A 22,042-nucleotide genomic window follows, 5' to 3' on the forward strand; every position below is an offset into this window, starting at 1 on the left:
GCTCAGCGGGAACGCAGCCGGCGCAACATCCGGGCGTCTTCGAAGCCGACGTTGCGCGCTGCCGTCTCGACGGTGGCGCCTTGACCGATGAGGTGTTCGGCTCGTTCGACGCGCAACGCCTGTTGGTACTTCAACGGCGTCATGCCCGTCGCACGGCCGAACAAGCGCGTCACGGTTCGTTCGCTGCATCCAGCTGCCACGGCCAGTTCGGCCAACGACAGACGGTCCGTAAGGCGTGACTCGATGACGTCTTGGATGCGGTGCACCGTCTCGTTGACGTGCGATCGGTACCGCAGCAGCACACTGGCTTGCTGGTCGTCGCCGTTCCTGCGCGCGTAGACGACCATCGTGCGTGCGATGGCGGCGGCTACGGAAGGGCCGTGGCGCAAAGCAACGAGGTGCAACGCCAAGTCGATGCCGCTCGCGATGCCGGCGGACGTCACGACCCGGTTGTCTTCCACGAACAGGACATCACGCACGACCCGTGCGGCCGGGTAGCGCCGTGCGAGTTCCTCCTGCAGTTCATGATGCGTCGTGCACCGATGGCCATCGAGCAAACCGGCGCGCCCCAATATCTCTGCACCGGCACACACGCTCGCGACCGTGCCGCCGTTGGCGTGGTGCGCGCGCAACCACTCCAACGCCCGACCGCTCAACGGCCCGGTACCGACGATCTTCGGCGAACGCCACCCCGGCACGAACACGAGATCGTGCACGTCGAGAGAGGGCAGCTCGGACGACGTACCCAGGGGTACGCCCTGATGGCTGAGCACGGAGTCCGAGTCACCCACGTACGACAGCGCGTAGCCGTCCACGAGGTCGGCCGCGCTGGAGAACACCTGCGCCGGCCCCGCGAGGTCGAGCAGGTGCACTCCAGGAACGAGCAGGAAGACGACTCTGGTCACGATCCGGTCAGCGTAGCGACATCCGAGATCCGCGCGAACCGACCCGCCAGCACGTACTCGGTCCGCTCGATGATCTCCTCGACGCCCAGCACCTTCCCGGTCCGCCAGTGCGGCAACGGCGTGGTGGCGGTCGCGTCCGTCACGAACGTCATGTCGAACCCGAGGTCCGACCCGACCCGTGTGGTCGTCTCGCAGCACTGCTCGGTCCGGATGCCGCTGATCAGCAGCTCGCGCACGCCGTGCTGGGTGAGCGTCTGCTGCAGGTTGGTCGTGGTGAACGCGTTGTGCGACGTCTTGGTCAGGATCTGTTCGTCGTCCAGCGGCTTGAGCCCGTCGATCAGCCGCACGTGCCCGAGCGCGGGGTCGAACACGTCACCGCTGCCGGGCTCGGAGTGCAGCACCCACACCACCAGGTCACCCGCGTCCCGGGACAGGTCGACCAGCTGGTTCACCTTGCCGACGATGTCCGGGTTGGACGAGTCCGCCCAGTTGGGGCGCTGGCGGAACGACTCCTGCACGTCGATGACGATCAATGCTCGCTTCATGTCCCCAAGCCTCGCCGGAACCGAGGCGGGTGGACAGGCACGACCAGGACGCACAACGGACGGATCCGGTCACCGTGCGAAGATCACGACGTGGACTTACGCGTGCTGGCGGGCGATCCTGCGGACCCAGGCTTGGGCGTTCAGGTGACGGTGGCGGTGGTGGACGCCCTGGACAGTCTGGACTGCGTGCCGTTCGTGCGGGTCACGAACGGCGAGGTGCGCCGGATTCTCGTCGGGCAGGCGTGCACCGACGGCACGCGGATCGACGTGTCGGTCCGCGCGGCCTGGAGTGAGAACGGCGGCTGGCACCGGGAAAAGTGGGACGGTGACGACGTGGCCGAGCTGCTGAAGCACCCCGGCCACCTGGTTCCCGACAACGGCAAGGCCGGCGTCATCGCGAAGGCCGTCACCGAGGGGTCGCGCAACGCCGTCGCCCAGCTGCGGGGACTTCGGTACGAGATGGAACGCCAGGTGGCGGACCTGTTGGCACAGCGCAGGAACACCGCGCTGCGGCTGGTGATGGCCCAGCTGCTGGAGCTGTCGATCGCGTTCAGCCGCGCCCGTGACCACGCCCGCGTCGCGCTGCGCGAGGTCAAGATCCCGGGGGTGGTGCGGCACTGCGAGGTCATGGACGCCGAGCTCGGCGACGAGCTCACCCGGCTGCAGTCGTTGCTGAGCAGCGTGTCGACGTTCGCCGTCGCGCAGGAAGGCGAGGCGCAGCAACGGTTCAACATGCTCGCCGCCGCCGCGGCCGCCGGGCTCGGTCTGCCCGCGCTGATCCTGTCGCTGTACGGCGCGGACGACTACCTGCCGTTCACGTGGGACAAGGCGTGGCGGGCGCTGGCGCCGATCGCGGGCGCCCTGACGCTGGCGGCGGGGATCATCCTGCACCGCATGCCCGGTCGCTCGACCGCGAAGCACTACCTGGTGGCGCTGGGGCTCATCGCCGGGTTGATCGGTGTGCTGCTGGTCGCGGGTTTCCTCGCGCCCTAGAGCCGGCGGCGGCCCGCGAACCCCAGATCGGCCCGGTGGTACCAGCCGAGCTCCCGGTCGCCCTCCAGCCAGCACAACAACACCGGCACACCGTCCATCGAGGAGGGGAAGTCGACGAGCAACGGCGCGAAGCCCTTCAGCTCGGCACCGGTCTTCTGGACGGACTCCAGCAGCTCGTCCAGCCGGGCCTGCGCGGCCTTGAACTCCGGCAGGCCGCCCAGCGACGAGGAACCGGCGCCGAGTTCGGCCGCGTCGGCGCGCAGGCGGACGATCTCGTCCAGGACCGGCAGCAACCGGGCGAGCTCGGCCTTGGCTTCGTCGAGGGTGAACAGATCCACGACACCAAGGCTGGCACAGTGGTCGGGGTGACGTGGCGACTGGGTGACCTGACCGTGAACCGGGTCGGCTTCGGCGCGATGCGGCTGCCGCAGCAGGGAGGCGCGTTCGACCCGGAGGCGAGACCGCGGGACCGCGCGCAGGCGATCGGGGTGTTGCGCAAAGCGGTCGAGCTGGGCGTCAACCACATCGACACCGCCGCGTTCTACTTCTCCGCCACGAGGTCCGCGAACGAGCTGATCAACAGTGCGCTCGCGCCGTATCGTGAGGACCTGGTGATCGTCACCAAGGTCGGGCCCAGCCGCACGCCGCAGGGGGAGTGGCTGCCGCTCGCCACGCCGGGGCAGCTCCGCGGACAGGTGGAGGAGAACCTGCGGCAGCTCGGGCGGGACCACCTCGACGTGGTCAACCTGCGGGTGAGCGGGCTCGACGACATCAGCGCCCACTTCGAGCAGCTCGCGCGGCTGCGGCAGGACGGGCTGGTCCGGCACCTCGGGTTGTCGAACGTCAAGCCGCACCACCTCGACCAGGCGCAGCGGATCGCCGAGGTCGTGTGCGTGCAGAACTCGTACGGACTGGGGCATCACCCGGAGCAGGACGAGTTCATCGGCGTGTGCGGTGAGCGCGGCGTCGCGTTCGTGCCGTTCTTCGCGCTCACCGGGGCCGCCAGGGAGGCCGGTGGGCAGCAGGAGGACGCCGAGGTCACCGAGATCGCGCGGGCCCACGGCGCCTCGCCCGCCCAGGTCCGGCTGGCCTGGACGCTGGCCAGGGGACCGCACGTGCTGGTCATCCCCGGCACGGGCGACCCGGAGCACCTGAAGCAGAACGTCGAGGCGGGCGAGCTCCGGCTCACCCCCGAGGAGCTCGCCCGCCTCGACGCGCTGCACCTCAACGACGGCTGATCCGGCTGAACAACCAGGTCGCCCACCCGAAAGCCACCACCAACAAGCCGCCCGACCACGCCAGCGCGAGCCAGCCGGACGACGCGGGCTGACTGTTCAGCAGCGCCCGCACGGTCTCGATGACCGGCGTGATGGGCTGGTGTTCGCTCACCACGCGCAGCCACGCGGGCATGGTCGAGACCGGCACGAACGCGCTGCTCAGGTACGGCAGGAACAGCATGAAGAACCCCAGCAGGCTCGCGGACTCGACGGTCCGCGCGATCACGCCGACGCCGGCCGCGAGCCACGACAGCGCGAGCACGTAGAGCAGCAGCAGACCCATCGCGAGGACCCACGAGCCCAGCGAGGCCGACGGCCGGAAGCCCATCAGCAGAGCGACCAGCACGACCGCGAACGTGGCCACGGCGTTGCGGGCGACGGACGCGGTGACGTGGCCGGTGAGCACGGCGAAGCTGCTGATCGGCATCGAGCGGAAGCGGTCGACGACGCCCTTCTTCATGTCGTCGGCCACCGACATCGCGGTGGAGCTGGCGCCGTAGCCGGTGCACAGCACGACCATGCCGGGCACCACGTAGTCCACATAGGACGCCGTTGCGCTGATCGCGCCGCCGAAGACGTACACGAACAACGCCATCAGCAGCACCGGCAACATGATCGCCATGATCACGAGGTCGAGGTTGCGGCGGCTCAGCCGGATGCTGCGGCCGGCCATCGTCAGCGAGGCGGTCATGCGGCCACCGCTGTCAACGAGGTGAAGACGTCGTCCAGCGTCGGGCGGTGCGTGGACACCCGCAAGACGCTCACCCGTGCCGCCAGCAGATCGTCCAGCACCCGGTGCAGATGTGCCGCGCTGCCGTCGGACGGCACGCTCAACCTCAGTCCGTCCACCACTCCACCGACCACGGCCTGAGCGCGCGAAGCGTCCTCAAAAGATCCGAAAGTCAGATCCAGGCGAGTGCCGCCGACCGAGTTCTTCAACGCGTCCGCGGTGCCGTCCGCGGCGACCTCTCCGTTGTGCAGCACCACGATCCGGTCGGCGAGGCGGTCGGCCTCCTCCAGGTACTGGGTGGTGAGGAAGATCGTCACGCCGTCGCGCACCAGGTCGCCGATCGCGTCCCACATCGTCGTGCGGCTCACCGGGTCGAGGCCGGTCGTCGGCTCGTCCAGGAACAGCAGCCGCGGCCGCGCGACCAGGCTCATCGCGAGGTCCAGCCGCCGCCGCATGCCGCCGGAGTAGGTGCGCACCCGCCGGTCCGCCGCGTCGACCAGATCGAACCGCTCCAGCAACTCCAACGCCCTTGCGTGAGCCGTTGACCTGGCAAAACGTCGGAGCCGAGCGATCATGGCCAGGTTCTCCCGGCCGGTCTGTTCCTCGTCCACGGCCGCGTACTGGCCGGTCAGGCTGATCACGCCGCGCACCGCGGCGGCCTCCCGCACCACGTCGAACCCGCACACCCGCGCCGAACCGCCATCAGGCCTGGTCAGCGTGCTCAGGATGCGGATCGCGGTGGTCTTGCCGGCCCCGTTCGGCCCGAGCAGGGCGAGCACCGACCCCTCCGCCACCTTCAGGTCCAGGCCTTTGAGCACGGTCTGCGAGCCGTACCTCTTCGTCAGATCCTCTGTCTCGACGATCATCGAACCCCCTTTATGCGTATCTCATACGCAAAACCTGAATTAGCGTACGACATACGCATCTGTTTGACTAGTGTCATGAAGAGGGGGCGCAAGCCGACCATCGACGCCGCCGACATCACGAGGGCAGCCATCGCGATCGCGGACGCCGAGGGGCTCGCCGCCGTCTCGATGGCTCGCGTCGCGGCGGAGATGGGCAACGCCACGATGGCGCTCTACCGGCACGTGAAGAGCAAGGACGAGCTGCTCGCGTTGATGTGGGACTCGGCGATGGAACAACCGCCTCCGCTACCGGACGGTGACTGGCGCGACCAGCTCGGGTTCTGGGCGAAAGCGGTGCTCACGGCCATCCGCAGGCGCCCGTGGTTCCTGCAGATCCCGATCAGCGGCCCGCCGGCCGGCCCGAAGAACCTCGCCTGGCTCGACAGCGCGCTCAGTGCCCTCGAAGGTCTGCCGCTGGAGCCGGGGGAGAAGATCGGTGTCGTGATGGGCCTGTCGACGTTCGTGCAGGGTGAGGCGCGATTGAACTTCACCCTGGCCAAGGGCTTCGAGGAGGACCCGGCGCGGTTCAACCACCAGTACGGGCAGATGCTGCGCGAGGTGGTCGACCCCCGCAGGATGCCCTCGCTCGCCAAGGTCGTCGACGCCGGCGTGTTCGACATGGACGACGTCCTCGACGTGGAGGACATCGGGGCGGACTTCGACTTCGGCCTGCACCTGTTCCTGGAAGGCGTCGCGGCACACATCAGGGGGCGCTCATGACGTACGCGGTGATCATTCTCACCGGCGGCAAGGGCGAACGGCTCGGTGGCGTCGACAAGGCGGCGCTGTCCTACCGGGACGCGACGTTGCTCGACCACGTGCTGTCCGTTGTGGACGATGCCGCGCAGAAAGTCGTTGTGGGACCGGAGAAGGAAATTCCGGGAGTCGTCTGGGCGCGCGAGGACCCGCCCGGCGGTGGTCCGCTCGCCGGTCTGGCCGCCGGCCTGGAGAAGATCACCGAGGACTGGGTCGTGGTGCTCGCCGTGGATCAGCCCGGTCTCACCAAAGACACCATCACGAGACTGCGCGCCGCCGGCCGCAACGCCGTGCTCAAGGACGATCGCGTGCAGTGGCTGATCGGTTGCTGGAACGCAGCCGAGCTGCGCGAAGCCCTCCCCGAAGAGCCGCGGAACCTGCCGCTGCGCAAGACTCTTCTCCGGCTCGACCCCGTCGAAGTGTCCGCTTTGCCCGGTGAGGCGCGCGACGTCGACACACCCGCCGACCTGGACACCCTTCACAGCGGTTGAACAGGCGAGGAGTAAGACTGTTCCACAATCGGTAAACCCTGTTCCGCATGGAGGCCCGCACGTGACCGAGCCCGCCGCCGAGGCAACGCCGAACGCATCGGCGCCCGTCACCCCGGCTCGTGACGCCCAGCTGCTCGAACGCACCGTGTTCGAGGTGAAGCGGGTCATCGTCGGCCAGGACCGGCTCGTCGAGCGGATGCTCGTGGGTCTGCTGGCCAAGGGCCATCTGCTGCTCGAAGGTGTGCCGGGTGTCGCGAAGACGCTCGCCGTCGAGACGTTCGCCCGCGTGGTCGGCGGCTCGTTCTCGCGCGTGCAGTTCACGCCCGACCTGGTGCCCGCCGACATCCTCGGCACCCGCATCTACCGCCAGTCCAGCGAGGCGTTCGACACCGAGCTCGGCCCGGTCGTCGCGAACTTCGTGCTCGCCGACGAGATCAACCGCGCGCCCGCCAAGGTGCAGTCGGCGATGCTCGAGGTCATGGCCGAACGGCACGTGTCCATCGGCGGCAAGACGTTCCCGATGCCGAACCCGTTCCTGGTGCTGGCGACGCAGAACCCGATCGAGAACGAGGGCGTGTACCCGCTGCCGGAGGCGCAGCGCGACCGGTTCCTGTTCAAGATCCAGGTCGAGTACCCCACGGCCGAGGAAGAGCGCGAGATCGTCTACCGCATGGGCGTCGAGGCGCCGGTGCCGAGCCAGGTCCTCTCGCCCGAGGAACTGGTGCGCCTGCAGGGCGTGGCGTCGCGGGTCTTCGTCCACCACGCTCTCGTCGACTACGTGGTGCGCCTGGTGATCGCGACCCGCGCGCCGGGCGAGCACGGCCTCACCGACGTCGCCGGCTGGGTCGCCTACGGTGCCTCGCCGCGTGCGTCGCTCGGCATCATCGCCGCCGCGCGTGGCCTCGCGCTGGTCCGCGGTCGTGACTACGTGCTGCCGCAGGACGTCGTGGACGTCGTCCCGGACGTGCTGCGCCACCGCCTGGTGCTCTCGTACGACGCGCTGGCCGACGGCGTGCCGATCGACCACATCATCACGCGCGTGCTGCAGATCGTGCCGTTGCCGCAGGTGTCGGCCCGTCCGCAGCAGCCGGTTGCGGCTGGTAGGCAGTGAGTCGGGACAAGACCGCCGAGGAGCGCCCCTCGTGGGCGCCGCCCGTGCTGCACGGCGTCCGGATGGAAGCCGCACTGCGCATGCTGGAGCTCGACGTGCGGCGGCGCCTCGACGGCCTGCTGCAGGGCAACCACCTCGGCCTGGTGCCGGGGCCGGGTTCCGAGCCGGGTGAGGCGCGGGCCTACCAGCCCGGCGACGACGTGCGCCGGATGGACTGGGCGGTCACCGCTCGCACCACCGTGCCGCACATCCGGGAGACGGTCGCCGACCGCGAGCTGGAGACGTGGATGGCGATCGACCTGTCGCCGTCGCTCGACTTCGGCACCGCGGCCTGCGAGAAGCGCGACCTGGTCATCGCCGCCACGGCGGCGGTCGCGCACCTGACCCGCGGTGGCGGCAACCGCATCGGCGCGGCCGTGTCGACGGGTGCGGACAACCTGCGGATCCCCGCTCGGGGCGGGCTCGCCCACGCGCGCGGGATGATCCGCAAGATCGCCGAGATCCCCCGCGCGGGCGAGGGCACGCGCGGCGACCTGGCCGCACTGCTGGAGCAGCTGCGCCGTCCGCCGCGCCGTCGTGGGCTGATCGTGGTGGTCTCGGACTTCCTCGGCGGCATGGAGTGGCAGCGGCCGTTGCGTGCGCTGTCCGCACGGCACGAGCTCGTCGCCATCGAGGTCGTGGACCCGCGTGACGTCGACCTGCCCGAGGTCGGCACCGTCGTGCTGTCCGACCCGGAGAGCGGACGGCAGCGCGAGGTGACCGCGTCGGCGTTGCTGCGCAAGGAGTTCAACGCGGCGGCCGCGGAACACCGGGCCGAGGTGGCGGCGGGGCTGCGGCGTGCGGGCGCCGGGCACCTGGTGCTGCGCACCGACTCGGACTGGATCGCGGACACCGTTCGTTTCGTGGTGGCGCGCAAGCGCCGCTGGTCTGGGGGTGTCGCGTGAGCTTCTCGAACTTCGTCGCCCCGTGGTGGTTCCTGCTGCTGATCGGCGTCGCGCTGCTCACCGCCGGATACGTGGTGGCGCAACGGATCCGGCGCAAGCGGGTGCTGCGGTTCACGAACCTGGAGCTGCTGGAGAAGGTCGCACCCAAACGGGAACGCTGGTCGCGGCACGTCCCGGCGGCGTTCCTGCTGGCGGCGCTCGCGTTGCTGACGGTGGCCCTGGCCGGGCCGACGTCCGAGCAACGGGTGCCGCGCAACCGGGCGACCGTGATGCTCGTGGTCGACGTGTCGCTGTCGATGAAGGCCACGGACGTGAAGCCGTCCCGGCTGGAGGCCGCGCAGGTGGCCGCCAAGTCGTTCGCCGAGGGCCTCACCCCTGGCATCAACCTGGGCCTGATCTCGTTCGCCGGCTCGGCCACCGTGCTGGTGGCGCCGACGACGGACCGCGCGGCCGTCACGCAGTCGATCGACGGGCTCAAGCTCGCCCAGTCGACCGCGACCGGTGACGCGCTGGTGGCCGCGATGGCGTCGATCGACTCGTTCGGCAAGGTCGTCGGCGGCGCCGAGGGCCCGCCGCCCGCCCGCATCGTGCTGATGACGGACGGCAAGGAGACCGTCGGCACCCGCAAGGCCTTCGACGCGGCGGAGGACGCGAAGAAGGCCGGGATCCCGATCTCCACGATCTCGTTCGGCACCGAGGACGGCGTGGTCGACATCGAGGGCCGGCAGCAGTCCGTGCCGGTCGACGACGACTCGATGAAGGAGATCGCGAAGCTCTCCGGTGGCGAGTTCTTCAAGGCCGCCTCCGCCGAGGAGCTGCGCCGGGTGTACGACACGCTCGGCGAGCAGATCGGCTACGAGAAGAAGCAGGCGGACGCGTCGAAGCCGTGGCTGTTGCTCGGCACCATGACGGCGATGTTCGCGGCCGCGGCGGCTCTCCTGCTGGGGCAGAGACTTCCCTAGGGCCTGCCGTAGATCAGCTCCACGACACCGTTGTCGAAAGCCCTGGTGCTCCCCAGCGCCAGGGCTTTCGGCTGCTTGAAGAACGGCGTGCCGCTGCCGAGCGCGACCGGGTTGACGTAGAGGCGGACCTCGTCGATCAGGTCGAGCTCGAAGAACGACCCCACCAGCTGTGCGCCGCCGACCATGCTGTCGCCGGGCAGCGCGCGGAGTTCGTCCGGGTCGATCTCGCGCTTGACCACGGTGTTCCACTCGGCCGTCTCGTCGAGCGTCCGCGAGTAGACGATCTTGGGCATCTCCCGCCAGATCCGGCCGAAGTCGTGCATCGGTTTCGGCCACTCGGGGTGGTCGTCGGTGTGCGGCCACGCTTCGAGCATCGTCTCGTGGTTGCGCCGGCCGTCGATGAACCGGCTCATCCGGGCGAGCTCGACGTTGAAGTACTCGTGCATCGTGTTGTCGACCTGGTGCCAGCTGATGTCGTGGTCCGGCCCCTCCATGAAGCCGTCCAGCGAGATCGACGCCATCGTGATGATCATCCGTGAAGCCTCCGGTATTCCGCCGCCGCACCTGGATGCAACGGCACTTTGCCCGTGTCGATGAGACTGCGCACGTCGAGGTACTGGGTGCCGAGCGCCTGCTCCGGCACGAGTTCGGCGGCCTTGGCGACGAGCAGCCGCACGACGGCGCCCGCGTAGTCGTCGCTCAGGTCCGGCCGGCACACCAACAGGTTCGGGGTGCCGATCGTGGGGACGTCGACCGGCGAGCCGTACACGCCCATGCGCACGTCGACACGTTCGTAGACCCTGCCGTAGTCCTGCCGCAGCCTCGGCAGGTAGGTGTCGAGCGGCAGCAGCCGGATGCCGCTGGCCTTGGCGAGTTCCGGAGTGGGGACGCCGCCGGACCACAGCAGCGCGGCGATCTCGCCGGCTTTCAGGGCGTCGACGGCGTTGCGCAGCGGGTAGTGCTGTTCCTGCACGCCCAGCGCGAGCCGTTCGCCCTGCAGCGCGGCACCGGAGCCGGCGGCGCCCAGCGAGACCGGTTTGCCGATCAGGTCGGCGGCGGTGCGGTACGGGGAGTCGGCGAGGACCACGAGCTGCAGGTAGTTCTCGTAGACGCGGCCCAGCGCGACGAGGCCGGACTCCAGGTGGGCGCTGTCGCTCAGGGTCAGGCCGAGGTCGGCGGTGCCTTCGCGGAGGTGTTCGAGGTTGTCGGCGCTGCCGCCGGTCTGGATCGGGGTGATGGTCAGCGGGCTGGGGGAGAGGCGGGACAGCAGGGCGGCGAAGTCGTGGTAGAAGCCGCCGGGCTCACCGCCCGCGATCCTGATGGTGCCGCTGGGTTCGCTCGTCCCGCACGCGGTGAGAACCAGCGCGCCCAGCAGGAAGGTCCGGCGTTTCACAACAACGGCTCCTTCGGCAGCTCGACCGTCACGACCAGTCCACCATCGGTGTGCAGTGTCAGGGTTCCGTCGTGCGCGGTCACGATCCGGTCCGCGATCGCCAGCCCGAGGCCGGTGCCGCGCTGGGAGTCGTCACCGCGCCAGAACCGTTCCGTGGCTCGCTCCATGTCCTCTTCGGACAGTCCGGCGCCGTTGTCCCGCACGGTCAGCGTCGCCCGGTCGCACACCACGGTGATCTCGGACCCGCCGTACTTGATGGCGTTGTCCAGCAACACGTCCAGCACCTGCGCCAGATCCGACACCGCGCACCGCACGAGTCCGGGTGCCCGGTCGTCGACGGAGATCGTGACGCCTTCGGCCTGAGCCGCCGCGCGCCACGCGTCGACCCGGTCGTGCGCCACGACCTGCAGGTCGGCGAGCTCGGGTTCGACGCCGCCCGCCGCGCGTTCGGTGGCGGTGCTCTCCGCCGACGCCAGCGCCAGGAGTCCGTCCAGCAACGACTCCAGGCGTTCGACCTCGGTGAGCAGGGAACCGTTCTGCGGCAGCATGTCCACTCGCAGCCGCAACGCCGCCATCGGGTTGCGCAGCTGGTGCGAGGCGTCGGCGATCAGCCGTCGTTGCTGGTCGGCGGCCTCCGCGACGGCATCGGACATGCGGTTGAACGACTCCGACAACGCCCGCAGCTCGGCCGGTCCCGCGGTGTCGGCCACGTGCGTCCGTCGCTGGCCCTCGGCGACCGCCCGGACACCCCGGTCGAGTTCTTTCAACGGCCGCAGCAACCACCGTGCCACCACCAGCGCCAGGAGCACGCAGGCACAGGCCGCCAGCAACGCTCCGGCCAGCACGAACGCCCACCGGCGTGCCACGTCCAGGGCGGCGACGCGGGTCGAGGCCCGCATGACCACGGCGCCCGCGACCTTCGTGCCGGTGCCGACGGGACGGGCGAACAGGACGTCGCCGCCGCTCCACGGCAGCACGGTCGGCACGGGCGCGGCGGGCTGGTTGCGCAGGGCGGCGTCGATCTGGGCCGAGACCTCGGCGACCTTCATGCCGGCCTCGACCACGGGCTCGCCCGCCGCGTCGACGACCACGATCTCCTCGCCGTAGATCTCGGTGTGCCGCAACGCCTCCGACACCACGGCGTCGGCGGGCAGGGTGGCGAAGCGGTCCATGTCGGCCGTGCGGCTGATCACGAACTGCTGGGTGCGCTCGGAGGCGGTGCTCATGAGCAGCGGGAAGGCGAACGCGGTCACGGCCGAGAGCGAGAAGAGCAGCAGCACCAACAGAAGCCGTTGCCGCATCTATTCACCGAGCCGGTAGCCGAAACCGCGGATCGTGTGCAGCAAACCCGGCCGGTCGAGCTTGGCGCGCAGCTGCGTCAGATGAACGTCCAGGGTCCGCGACACCGCCACGAACGCGTTGCCCCACACCTCGTCCATCAGCTGCTGCCGGCTGACCGCCGTGCCAGGCCTTCTGGCCAGCACCGCCAGCACGTCGAACTCCTTGGTGGTCAACGAGATCTCCCGCCCGCCGACCAGGACCTGGCGGCTCTGCAGGTCGATCTCCACATCGGACACCCGCACGACGTCGTCCGGTTCCTGCGACCGCGCCGCACTCCTGCGCGCCACCGCGTCGATGCGGGCCAGCAACTCGGCCAGCCGCACCGGTTTGACCAGGTAGTCGTCCGCGCCGAGCCGGAGTCCCCGCACCACCGTGCGTTCGTCGCCGCGCGCGGTCAGCACGAGCACCGGCACCGGGTCGATCTTGCGGAGCTTGCGCAGCACCTCCAGACCGTCCTGGTCGGGCAGGCCGAGGTCGAGCAGCACCACGTCCGCGTCGCGGTGGGCGATCAACGCGTCGGCGCCTCTGCGCACGCGCGCGGGCCGGTGCCCGTTCGCCCGCAGTGCCTCCACCAGGGCGTTCGCCACACCGTCGTCGTCTTCGACCAACAGCACCCGCATTCGAGCAGTATCGGCCATGACGTCTGTTTCCTGCGCGTGGCGACGCGCCTAAGTGACTGTAAAGATGACTCTGCCCAGGTTGTGACGGGTGTCCGCGCGCCGAGATGGTGTCGGGCATGACAGTGGTTCAGGAGAAGAGCAGCGAACGCCGAGTGGTGGCGAACGTGCTGCGCGGATCAGTCGGCAACTTGATCGAGTGGTACGACTGGTACGCGTACACCGCGTTCAGCATCTACTTCGCGGCCGCGTTCTTCCCGAAGGGCGACCAGACCGCGCAGCTGCTCAACACCGCGGCCGTGTTCGCCGTCGGCTTCCTGATGCGGCCGCTGGGCGGGTGGCTGCTCGGCCGCTACGCCGACCGGCACGGCCGGCGGGCCGCGCTCACGCTGTCCGTGACGCTGATGGCGTTGGGTTCACTGATCATCGCGCTGACGCCGTCGTACGCCACGATCGGGGTGGCCGCGCCGGTTCTGCTGGTGCTCGCGCGGTTGTTGCAGGGGTTGTCGGTCGGTGGTGAGTACGCGACCTCGGCGACCTATCTGTCCGAAGTGGCCTCTCCCGCGCGGCGCGGTTTCTACTCCAGCTTCCAGTACGTGACGCTGACGGCCGGTCAGCTGGTGGCGCTGGGCGTGCAGATCGTGTTGCAGCAGTTCCTGTCCAAGCCCGAGATGATGGAGTGGGGCTGGCGGATCGCGTTCGTCATCGGGGCGACCGGCGCGATCGTCGTGATGTGGCTGCGCCGCGGGATGGACGAGTCGGAGAACTTCGAGAAGCAGAAGGAGAATCCGGAGAAGGGCACGTTCAGGGCGTTGCTGCGGCACCCCAAGGAGTGCCTGCTCGTCGTCGGTCTGACCTTGGGTGGCACGGTCGCGTTCTACACGTTCACGACCTACCTGCAGAAGTTCATGGTGAACACCAGCAAGATCGACGCCGCGACGGTCAGCTGGATCAACTTCGCCGCGCTGCTGGTGTTCGTGGTGCTGCAGCCGATCGCGGGCGCGTTGTCCGACCGGATCGGCCGCCGTCCGCTGCTGCTCGGGTTCGGGGTGCTCGGCACGCTGGCCACGGTGCCGCTGTTGTCGACGCTGGCGAAGACTTCCGAGGCGTTCCCGGCGTTCCTGCTGATGCTCGGCGGGCTGGTGATCGTCACCGGGTACACGTCGATCAACGCGATCGTGAAGGCCGAGCTGTTCCCGACGAACATCCGCGCGCTGGGCGTCGGGCTGCCGTACGCGCTGACCGTGGCGATCTTCGGCGGCACGGCCGAGTACGTGGCGTTGTGGTTCAAGCAGGCCGGCATGGAGGAGGTGTTCTTCTACTACGTCGCCGGGTGCGTGCTGATCTCGTTGCTGGTGTACGGGTTCATGCGCGAGACCTCGAAGGACTCAGTCCTCGACCGCGATTAGGGCGGCCAGCACGCTGGCCAGGTGAACGGGCCTGCGATCGGTGGTGTGGCGGATCTGCGTGCGGCAGCTGAAGCCGTCCGCGATCACCAACGCGTCGGCGTCGGCGCGCAACGCCGGTAGCAGGTCCTGTTCCGCGCACGCGATCGAGACGTCGTAGTGGCCTCGCTCGAAGCCGAAGTTCCCGGCGAGGCCGCAACATCCCTCGACGATCTTCGGCCGCAGGCCCGCCTTCGCCATCACCTCGCGGTCGGGTTCGAAGCCCAGTTCCGCGTACTGGTGGCAGTGGGTCTGCACGACGGCGTCCCGGGACCCTTCCAGTGACGGCAGTTTCGGGCCGACGTGCTCGGCGAAGGTCCTCGTGGCCTTGGCGAGCGCGTGTACCGCCGGGTCGTCCGACAGCTTCGGGGCCTCCGCGCGCAGGAACGCCGTGCAGCTCGGTTCCAGACCGATCACCGGAACACCTTCACGAGTCCACGGCAGCAACGCCCGTGCCGTGCGTTCGACGACCCGGCGGGCCTTCGGGAGCTGGCCGGTCGAGTGCCATGTCAGTCCACAACAGACGTTCGCGGACGGGATCTCGACGCGGTTTCCCAGATGTGCCAGCACGTTCGCGGCGTCGAGGCCGATGCCCGGCTCGAAGAAGTTCGTGAACGTGTCGGGGAACAACAGCACCGGGTCACCCTCGCCGAGGGGGTGCAGCTGACGGACCAGGGGCGTGGTCGGGGTGGGCAGCGCGCGTTCCGGCGTGATCCCGGCGAACCTGCCGAACTTCGCCGTGAACCTGTTGACCAGCCCGTACTTCAGCCAGGTCGGCAGCCAGCCCATCGCGTAGTGCGAGCGCGGTCGCAGCCGGCGTTTGTAGTGCTCGTGCAGGAACTCCGCCTTGTAGCTCGCCATGTCGACGTCGACCGGGCAGTCGCGTTTGCAGCCCTTGCACCCCAGGCAGAGGTCCAGCGCCTCGGCGACCTCGGGCGAGCGCCAGCCGTCCTTGATCACGTCACCCGCGAGCATCTCGAACAGCAGGTGCGCGCGGCCGCGCGTCGAGTGCTTCTCCTCGCGCGTCACCCGGTAGCTCGGGCACATCACGCCGCCCTTGGTGTTCAGGCACTTGCCCACGCCGACGCACCGCCGGGTGTCGCTCGCGAACTCCGCGCGCGTCGGAATCCTCGGCGGTGCCACGAGAACCCTGAGGTCGTCGTCGAGCTTCACCGGCTGCACGATCCGGCCGGGGTTGAGCAGGTTCGCCGGGTCGAAGGCGTGCTTGAAGTCCTGGAACGCCTTGATCGCCGCGGGCGGGTACATCCGGCTCAGCAGCTCGGACCGCGCCTGGCCGTCGCCGTGCTCGCCGGACAGGCTGCCGCCGTGGCTCACCACGAGATCGGCCGCGTCCTCCAGGAACGCGCGGTGGCCGGCGGCCAGGTCGAAGTCGATCCGGACGTGCAGGCAGCCCTCGCCGTAGTGGCCGTAGGTGATGCCGCGGCGGCCGTAGCGCGCCAGCAGTTGATCGAACTCGCGCAGGTAGGTGCCGAGCCGCTCCGGTGGCACGGCCGCGTCCTCCCAGCCCGACCACGCCTCGCCGCCGTCCGGCATCCGGGTCGCGAGCCCGGCGCCGTCCTCCCGGATCCGCCACAGCGCCCGCTGCTGCACGGGATCGTGGATGATCATCGAGTTCTTGGTGATCTTGGCGACGCGCTCGGGGTCGTCCTCGACCTCGACGAACAGCCAGCTGCGACCCTCCGGCAGGTCAGGACGCACTCGGACGTTGCGCACCAACGCCTCGTCGATGCCCTCGACCGCGAGCGCGTCCTCGATCTGGGTGACCTGGTCGGCGGCGTCGTAGGTGTCCGCGAACCCGAGCACGACCAGGACTCGGCGTTCCGGCCTGCGCACCAGCTGCAGTTCCGCGCCCAGCAGCACGACGCAGGTGCCCTCGGTGCCGACCAGCTGCTGCGTCAGCGTCGGGGCGTCCAGCGCGTACCCGCTGACCCGGCGGCTGAGCCCGGGAAACCACTCCGGGTCGAAGGACGGGAGGGCGAACTCGGGCGGGTTCGCGGTCTCGAACGTGCGGCCGTCCGCCGTGAGCACGTGCAGGTTCGCGACGTTCTCGCTGGTCTTGCCCCACTTCACCGAGTGCGCGCCGCACGCGTTGTTGCCGATCATCCCGCCGATCGTGCAACGCGAGTGCGTGGACGGGTCCGGCCCGAAGAGGAAGTCGCCGGCGTTCGCATTGATCCGGTCGAGCACCGCGCCCGGCTGGGCGAATGCGCGGTCGCCGGAGATCTCGAACGAGTTCAGGTACCGGCTGAAGTCGATCACCAGACCGGTGCCGCACGCGTTGCCCGCGATGGACGTCCCGGCGCCGCGGCTGGTGATCGGCACGCGGTGTTCGGCGGCCAGCCCGACGGCCGCGACCACCGCGTCCGTCGTGCGTGGACGGACGATCACCCGTGGCACGTGCCGGTAGTTCGAGGCGTCCGCCGAGTACAGGGCCCGGCTGGCCGGGTCGTCGAGGACGTCGCCGTCCACGTCACGGCGGAGTCGGTCGAGAAAGGCCCGCATCACCCGATCATGCCTGGATGGATGTGACATGGCTCCGCCGATGCCGGACTACCTGCCGGTAGCCGATAGCCTCACCCGGTCAACCAGCAGCGATTCTCAGGAGAGCTAGTGAGTCGGTCCGTTCTGGTCACCGGAGGCAACCGCGGCATCGGCCTCGCGATCGCGCAGGCGTTCGCGGCGCAGGGCGACAAGGTCGCGGTGACGCACCGCGGGTCCGGTGCTCCCGAAGGCCTGCTCGGCGTGAAGTGCGACGTGACGAACTCGGAGGAGATCGACGCCGCGTTCACCGAGGTCGAGGCGGCGCACGGCCCGGTCGAGGTGCTGGTGTGCAACGCGGGCATCACCCAGGACACGTTGCTGCTGCGCATGAGCGAGGAGCAGTTCACCCAGGTCGTCGACGCGAACCTGACCGGCGCGTTCCGGTTCGCCCAGCGCGCCTCCCGCGGCATGCTGCGCAAGAAGTTCGGCCGCATCGTCTTCATCTCGTCGGTCGTGGGCCTCACCGGCGGCGCGGGCCAGGTGAACTACGCGGCGTCCAAGGCCGGCATGGTCGGCATGGCGCGCTCGATCGCCCTGGAACTGGGCTCGCGCAACATCACCGCGAACGTCGTCACGCCCGGCTTCGTCACCACGGACATGACCAACGAGCTGCCCCAGGCCGTCCGCGAGGCCGCGCTGCAGCAGATCCCGGCCGGTCGTTACGGTGCCGCCGACGAGATCGCGCGCGCCGTCACGTTCCTCGCCGCGAACGAGGCCGGCTACATCAACGGTGCCGTGCTGCCGGTCGACGGCGGCCTCGGCATGGGCCACTGAGCTTCTTCAGACTTCTGTTCTTCTTCTCGGGAAAGGGTTGGATCAAGTGACCGGACTGCTCGAAGGCAAGCGACTGCTGATCACCGGTGTGATCACCGACGCGTCGATCGCCTTCCACGTCGCACGCGTCGCCCAGGAACAGGGCGCCGAGGTCGTGCTGACCGGGTTCGGCCGGATGAGCCTCGTGCAGCGCATCGCCCAGCGCCTGCCCAAGCCCGCGCCCGTGGTCGAGCTCGACGTGCAGAACCCCGAGCACCTGGACACGCTGGCCGAGCGCGTCGGTGAGCACGTCGACGGCCTCGACGGCGTCGTGCACGCCATCGGCTTCGCCCCGCAGAGCTGCCTCGGCGCGCCCTTCATGGATGCCCCGTGGGAGGACGTCTCGGTCGCGATGCACGTGTCGGCGTACTCGTACAAGGCGCTCGTGCAGGCCGTACGCCCGATGCTGTCGCACGGCTCGTCGGTCGTCGGCCTGGACTTCGACGCCCGCCAGGCGTGGCCCGCCTACAACTGGATGGGCGCGGCGAAGGCGGCGTTCGAGTCGATCAACCGCTACATGGCGCGTGAGCTCGGCCCGGACGGCATCCGCGTGAACCTGATCTCGGCCGGCCCGGTGCGCACCATGGCCGCGAAGTCCATCCCCGGCTTCGCCGAGCTGGAGAAGATGTGGGGCGAGAAGGCTCCTCTCTCGTGGGACGTGGACGACCCGACGCCGGTCGCGAAGTCCGTGTGCGGCCTGCTGTCCGACTGGTTCCCGGCCACCACGGGCTCGATGGTGTTCGTCGACGGTGGCGTGCACTTCCTCGGTCTCTAGCCCGCCTGGGCTGCCGCACGCGGGGCCCTTTCGTACTGTCTCGTAGTACGAAAGGGCCCCGCGTGTCGTTTGTGACGGCGAGGGCGGCTCGTCGTGTGGGGCGATCAGGCGTCTGATTGGATGGAGCGGTGAGTTTCGATGCGCTGCTCTGGCTGTCCTTCGGCGGTCCGGAAGGTCCCCAGGACGTCCGCCCCTTCCTGGAGAACGTGGTCCGCGGACGTGGCGTGCCGCCGGAGCGGCTGGACGAGGTCGAGGCCCACTACCAGCACTTCGGCGGCGTGTCGCCGATCAACCGCCTGAACCTCGAAGCCATCGAGGCGGTCAAGGCCCGCGGGTTCGAGCTGCCGATCTACTTCGGCAACCGCAACTGGCACCCGATGGTCGAGGACACCGTCGCGCGGATGAAGGCCGACGGCGTTCGCAGGGCGTTGGTCTTCCCGACGAGCGCGTACGGCGGCTATTCGGCGTGCCGGCAGTACGACGAGGACATCGTGCGGGCACTGCAGGCCGTGCCGGACGGTCCGGAACTCGTGAAGCTGCGCCAGTTCTTCGACCACCCGCTGTTCGTGGCGGCGTTCGCGGACGGTGTCCGGGCCGCGGCTTCTTCTTTGTCCGGTTCCTACCGGCTCGTCTTCACCGCGCACTCGGTGCCGGTGTCCGCCGACAAGGCCGCCGGGCCGCCGTCCGAGGGCGGCTACCGCTACTCGCGTCAGGTCGTCGAGGCCTCCCGGCTGGTCGCCGCCGAGCTGGGGATCACCGAGTACGACGTGGTCTGGCAGTCGCGGTCCGGGCCGCCGCAGATCCCGTGGCTGGAGCCCGACGTCGTCGACCACATCGACGCGCTGCACGCCAAGGGCGTCACCGGGGTCGTGGTGTGCCCGATCGGGTTCGTGTCCGACCACCTCGAGGTGGTCTGGGACCTCGACACCGAGGCCCGCGACCGGGCACAGGAGCTGGGCATGGAGTTCGCCCGCGCCGCCACCCCGAACGCGGACCCGCGGTTCGCCGAGCTGGTGACCGAACTGGTCGCGGAACACACCTCTGGTGCTCCGATGCGGAAGCTGTCGGACTTCACGGCGGCGGGCTGCACGGTGAACGGCGCGCTGTGTGCGCCGTTGTGTTGCGAACCGGCCAAGAGGCCCGTCCGAAGCTAGACAGCGATTTTTCAACGGGCGCAGAATTGGTCTCATGACCAGTTCCGCGGCCGTTGAGGTCACCGGGCTCCGGGTCCGCCGGGGCAATCGTCTGGTCCTGCGGGACGTGAGCTGCACGATCCCGCGGGGCAGTGTCACGGGGCTCCTCGGCCCGTCCGGCTGCGGCAAGACCACGCTGCTGCGCTCGGTCGTCGGCGTCCAGATCGTCGAGTCCGGCGAGGTCACGGTGCTCGGTGCGCCCGCCGGCAGTCCCGGGCTGCGCAACCGGATCGGGTACGCGACGCAGAGCCCGTCCGTCTACGCCGACCTCACCGTCGGGCAGAACCTCAGGTACTTCGCCGCCGTGCTGCGGGCTCCCCGGTCCGACGTGCGGCGCGTGATCGACGAGGTGGGGCTCGGCGGGCACGAGGAGCAGCTCGTGTCGTCGTTGTCCGGCGGTGAGCTGTCGCGGACGAGTCTCGCGGTGGCCTTGCTCGGCAAACCCGAGTTGCTGGTGCTGGACGAGCCGACCGTCGGGCTCGACCCGTTGCTGCGCGACGAGCTGTGGATGTTGTTCCGCGTGCTCGCTGACCGCGGGGTCGCGCTGTTGGTGTCCAGCCACGTCATGGACGAGGCCGCGCGCTGCGAGCGGTTGCTGCTGATGCGTGACGGGGCGTTCCTCGCCGACGACACGCCCTCCGCGCTGCTGTCGGCGACCGACACGAGCGACCTGGAGCAGGCGTTCCTCTCGCTGGTCCGGGCGAAGGAGGCGGCGTGAACACCTCGATCCTGCTGGCCACGACCGCGCGCATCCTTAACCAGTTCCGCCACGACCGCCGCACCGTCGCGTTGATGGTGCTCATGCCGTCGTTGCTGCTGATCCTGCTGCGGTTCGTCTTCAACTCCGACCAGGCGTTCAGCCGCGCCGCACCGGCGCTGCTGGCGGTCTTCCCGTTCGCGATCATGTTCATCGTCACGTCGATCACGACCCTGCGCGAACGCACCACGGCCACGCTGGAACGGCTCATGACGATGCCGATCGCCAAGCTGGACCTGCTGTTCGGCTACGCGCTGGCGTTCGGGATCGTGGCGCTGGTCCAGGTGCTGGTCGCGGTCGGGATCTCGCTGTCGTGGCTCGGCCTGGAGATCGGCGGCTCGGTGTGGTTGCTCGTGGTCATCGCCGGGCTGGACGCGCTGCTGGGCACGGCGTTGGGCCTGTTCGCGAGCGCGTTCGCACGCACTGAGTTCCAGGCCGTGCAGTTCATGCCGTTGTTCGTCATGCCGCAGGTGTTGTTGTGCGGGCTGTTCGCACCGCGTGAGTCGATGACGCCCGTGCTGGAGTGGCTGTCGAACGTCATGCCCTTGTCGTACGCGGTGGACGCACTCACGGCCGTGACGACGTCGTCCGACATCACCGGCGAGTTGGTGCGCAACCTCGCGATCGTGGCCGCGTGCGGACTCCTCGCGCTCGTGCTGGGCGCCGTGACGCTGAGGAGGCGCACGCCTTAGTGGCGCCCGGCTCCGGTGTCCGCGAGCACGCGCACGGCCTCGTCGACCGCCGCGCACCGGGCCCGCCGCACCGCTTCCGACAACGGCTTGAGCGCGTCGGTCCGCGCCGACATCGCCGACGCCGACATCGCGCCGCCGGGGGAGTCCGACCTGGCCACCTGCACGATCGCGTCGACCTCGGCGGCCCGCTGCAGCACCCGCAACGCGCGCGGCGGCATCGCGGCCGGCCACGGCAGGTGTGAGTTCGCGGTCGCGAGGTCGGCGATCTCCTTGCGCACGTTCGGCCGGTGCTTGGCCACGTCGAGGGACGCCAGCGCGGCCGTCGCCTCGCGCAGTGCCGCGCCCAGGCCGTGCTCGGCCTCGCCGATCGGGATGTGCTCCAGGCCGTTGGACGACGGCAGGTCGAACACGGTCCAGCGCATCACGCCGTCCGCCACGATCTTCGGCACCAGCCCGATGTGCACGGACGGGATCACCAGCGCCTCGCCGGACCGCAGCGCACACGTCGAGAGCGGCCCCTTGCCACCCAGTCCGCGCACGTCACCGGGTACCGGCAACGCCAGACGCGCGGAAGTGGCGCCCGCGCGCCGCAGGGCGGCCAGCAGCAGGGCGGGGCCCACCGGGGCCTCGTCGGGACCGGGGAGGTCGAGCGCCGTGGCGGTGCCGTCGTCGTCGGCCACCACCTCGTGCTGCTCGGCCCACGTGTGCAGGGCGTCGAGGACGTCGTCGGAGGCGGCCAGACCGTGCAGCCATCCCGACGTCCACACGACCAGCGTGGCACTTGCACAGGACACCCGACGAGATTACGTGGCCTCGCCCCACATGCCCCACCCGG

At 69.7% G+C, this 22,042-nt stretch carries 24 protein-coding genes; 13 read left to right on the forward strand and 11 right to left on the reverse strand.

The annotated features are described in order from the left end of the window. Positions 1 to 2 precede the first annotated feature (2 nt). Both G7043_RS17940 and G7043_RS17945 read right to left on the reverse strand, forming a co-directional pair. A complete protein-coding gene (locus tag G7043_RS17940; RefSeq protein WP_166046791.1) occupies positions 3 to 905 on the reverse strand; it encodes a GlxA family transcriptional regulator in 903 nt (300 codons plus the stop codon). Further along, the gene (locus tag G7043_RS17945; protein WP_166046792.1) at positions 902 to 1,450 is read right to left on the reverse strand and encodes a cysteine hydrolase family protein; all 549 of its coding nucleotides are present in this window, start codon (positions 1,448 to 1,450) and stop codon (positions 902 to 904) included. The genes G7043_RS17940 and G7043_RS17945 overlap by 4 nt, the downstream gene beginning before the upstream one ends. A 90-nt stretch (positions 1,451 to 1,540) precedes the next feature. Here G7043_RS17945 and G7043_RS17950 point away from each other — a divergent pair, with 90 nt between their 5' ends. Beyond that, positions 1,541 to 2,443, forward strand: a complete 903-nt coding sequence (locus tag G7043_RS17950) for a hypothetical protein (protein ID WP_166046793.1) — start codon at positions 1,541 to 1,543, stop codon at positions 2,441 to 2,443. On the opposite strand, the gene G7043_RS17955 is transcribed toward G7043_RS17950, so the two are convergent. Beyond that, positions 2,440 to 2,781 carry a DUF2203 domain-containing protein gene (locus G7043_RS17955; protein WP_166046794.1) on the reverse strand — a complete coding sequence of 114 codons (342 nt, stop codon included), beginning with the start codon at positions 2,779 to 2,781 and terminating at the stop codon, positions 2,440 to 2,442. The genes G7043_RS17950 and G7043_RS17955 overlap by 4 nt on opposite strands. Before the next feature lie 27 nt (positions 2,782 to 2,808). Between G7043_RS17955 and G7043_RS17960 the strand changes: the two genes are divergently transcribed. Continuing rightward, the gene (locus G7043_RS17960; protein WP_313887943.1) at positions 2,809 to 3,681 is read left to right on the forward strand and encodes an oxidoreductase; all 873 of its coding nucleotides are present in this window, start codon (positions 2,809 to 2,811) and stop codon (positions 3,679 to 3,681) included. Here the strand turns inward: G7043_RS17960 and G7043_RS17965 are convergent. Then, positions 3,668 to 4,411 (reverse strand): ABC transporter permease, encoded by a 744-nt coding sequence (locus G7043_RS17965; protein ID WP_166046796.1) that lies wholly within the window; start codon positions 4,409 to 4,411, stop codon positions 3,668 to 3,670. The genes G7043_RS17960 and G7043_RS17965 overlap by 14 nt on opposite strands. Further along, positions 4,408 to 5,316: an ATP-binding cassette domain-containing protein gene (locus tag G7043_RS17970; RefSeq protein WP_166046797.1), complete on the reverse strand. Its 909-nt coding sequence runs from the start codon at positions 5,314 to 5,316 to the stop codon at positions 4,408 to 4,410. Before G7043_RS17970 ends, G7043_RS17965 begins: the two co-directional genes overlap by 4 nt. Positions 5,317 to 5,391: 75 nt before the next feature. Between G7043_RS17970 and G7043_RS17975 the strand changes: the two genes are divergently transcribed. The 5 genes from G7043_RS17975 to G7043_RS17995 all read left to right on the forward strand — a co-directional run bounded on the left by G7043_RS17975 (position 5,392) and on the right by G7043_RS17995 (position 9,619). Beyond that, positions 5,392 to 6,075, forward strand: coding sequence for a TetR/AcrR family transcriptional regulator (locus G7043_RS17975; protein WP_242642368.1), 684 nt, complete (start codon positions 5,392 to 5,394; stop codon positions 6,073 to 6,075). Then, complete coding sequence (gene mobA / locus G7043_RS17980) at positions 6,072 to 6,602, forward strand: molybdenum cofactor guanylyltransferase (protein WP_166046799.1); 531 nt, start codon at positions 6,072 to 6,074, stop codon at positions 6,600 to 6,602. Before G7043_RS17975 ends, mobA begins: the two co-directional genes overlap by 4 nt. 61 nt (positions 6,603 to 6,663) lie before the next feature. After that, positions 6,664 to 7,713 carry an AAA family ATPase gene (locus G7043_RS17985; RefSeq protein WP_166046800.1) on the forward strand — a complete coding sequence of 350 codons (1,050 nt, stop codon included), beginning with the start codon at positions 6,664 to 6,666 and terminating at the stop codon, positions 7,711 to 7,713. A 62-nt stretch (positions 7,714 to 7,775) separates the two neighbouring features. Beyond that, on the forward strand, positions 7,776 to 8,657 hold the full coding sequence (locus G7043_RS17990; RefSeq protein WP_166047086.1) for a DUF58 domain-containing protein: 882 nt from the start codon (positions 7,776 to 7,778) through the stop codon (positions 8,655 to 8,657). Beyond that, positions 8,654 to 9,619, forward strand: coding sequence for a VWA domain-containing protein (locus tag G7043_RS17995; RefSeq protein WP_166046801.1), 966 nt, complete (start codon positions 8,654 to 8,656; stop codon positions 9,617 to 9,619). Before G7043_RS17990 ends, G7043_RS17995 begins: the two co-directional genes overlap by 4 nt. Here G7043_RS17995 and G7043_RS18000 read toward each other — a convergent pair. The 4 genes from G7043_RS18000 to G7043_RS18015 are packed head-to-tail and all read right to left on the reverse strand — an operon-like array spanning position 9,616 to position 12,973. After that, positions 9,616 to 10,152: a dihydrofolate reductase family protein gene (locus G7043_RS18000; RefSeq protein WP_166046802.1), complete on the reverse strand. Its 537-nt coding sequence runs from the start codon at positions 10,150 to 10,152 to the stop codon at positions 9,616 to 9,618. The two genes, G7043_RS17995 and G7043_RS18000, sit on opposite strands and share 4 nt — an antisense overlap. Next, complete coding sequence (locus G7043_RS18005; protein ID WP_166046803.1) at positions 10,149 to 11,012, reverse strand: TAXI family TRAP transporter solute-binding subunit; 864 nt, start codon at positions 11,010 to 11,012, stop codon at positions 10,149 to 10,151. The genes G7043_RS18000 and G7043_RS18005 overlap by 4 nt, the downstream gene beginning before the upstream one ends. Then, the gene (locus G7043_RS18010) at positions 11,009 to 12,313 is read right to left on the reverse strand and encodes a sensor histidine kinase (protein ID WP_166046804.1); all 1,305 of its coding nucleotides are present in this window, start codon (positions 12,311 to 12,313) and stop codon (positions 11,009 to 11,011) included. Before G7043_RS18010 ends, G7043_RS18005 begins: the two co-directional genes overlap by 4 nt. Further along, positions 12,314 to 12,973, reverse strand: a complete 660-nt coding sequence (locus tag G7043_RS18015; protein WP_166046805.1) for a response regulator transcription factor — start codon at positions 12,971 to 12,973, stop codon at positions 12,314 to 12,316. Between the two features lie 116 nt (positions 12,974 to 13,089). On the opposite strand from G7043_RS18015, the gene G7043_RS18020 reads away from it, so the two are divergent. Continuing rightward, entirely contained in the window at positions 13,090 to 14,379 is a 1,290-nt protein-coding gene (locus G7043_RS18020; RefSeq protein WP_166046806.1) for an MFS transporter, read from the forward strand. Here the strand turns inward: G7043_RS18020 and G7043_RS18025 are convergent. Then, positions 14,359 to 16,938, reverse strand: a complete 2,580-nt coding sequence (locus G7043_RS18025) for an FAD-binding and (Fe-S)-binding domain-containing protein (protein ID WP_242642369.1) — start codon at positions 16,936 to 16,938, stop codon at positions 14,359 to 14,361. The two genes, G7043_RS18020 and G7043_RS18025, sit on opposite strands and share 21 nt — an antisense overlap. Positions 16,939 to 17,046: 108 nt before the next feature. Here G7043_RS18025 and fabG point away from each other — a divergent pair, with 108 nt between their 5' ends. The 5 genes from fabG to G7043_RS18050 all read left to right on the forward strand — a co-directional run bounded on the left by fabG (position 17,047) and on the right by G7043_RS18050 (position 21,207). Continuing rightward, a complete protein-coding gene (gene fabG, locus G7043_RS18030) occupies positions 17,047 to 17,751 on the forward strand; it encodes a beta-ketoacyl-ACP reductase (RefSeq protein ID WP_166046808.1) in 705 nt (234 codons plus the stop codon). 46 nt (positions 17,752 to 17,797) lie between these two features. Next, positions 17,798 to 18,565, forward strand: a complete 768-nt coding sequence (fabI, locus tag G7043_RS18035; protein ID WP_166046809.1) for an enoyl-ACP reductase FabI — start codon at positions 17,798 to 17,800, stop codon at positions 18,563 to 18,565. Between the two features lie 128 nt (positions 18,566 to 18,693). Next, positions 18,694 to 19,719 (forward strand): ferrochelatase, encoded by a 1,026-nt coding sequence (locus tag G7043_RS18040; protein WP_166046810.1) that lies wholly within the window; start codon positions 18,694 to 18,696, stop codon positions 19,717 to 19,719. Between the two features lie 34 nt (positions 19,720 to 19,753). Further along, positions 19,754 to 20,476, forward strand: coding sequence for an ABC transporter ATP-binding protein (locus G7043_RS18045; RefSeq protein WP_166046811.1), 723 nt, complete (start codon positions 19,754 to 19,756; stop codon positions 20,474 to 20,476). Continuing rightward, the gene (locus G7043_RS18050) at positions 20,473 to 21,207 is read left to right on the forward strand and encodes an ABC transporter permease (RefSeq protein ID WP_166046812.1); all 735 of its coding nucleotides are present in this window, start codon (positions 20,473 to 20,475) and stop codon (positions 21,205 to 21,207) included. Before G7043_RS18045 ends, G7043_RS18050 begins: the two co-directional genes overlap by 4 nt. Here the strand turns inward: G7043_RS18050 and G7043_RS18055 are convergent. Next, the gene (locus G7043_RS18055) at positions 21,204 to 22,001 is read right to left on the reverse strand and encodes a hypothetical protein (RefSeq protein ID WP_166046813.1); all 798 of its coding nucleotides are present in this window, start codon (positions 21,999 to 22,001) and stop codon (positions 21,204 to 21,206) included. The genes G7043_RS18050 and G7043_RS18055 overlap by 4 nt on opposite strands. Positions 22,002 to 22,042: the final 41 nt, after the last annotated feature.

The organism is Lentzea alba, assembly GCF_011067745.1.
Taxonomy (GTDB): Bacteria; Actinomycetota; Actinomycetes; order Mycobacteriales; family Pseudonocardiaceae; genus Lentzea; species Lentzea alba.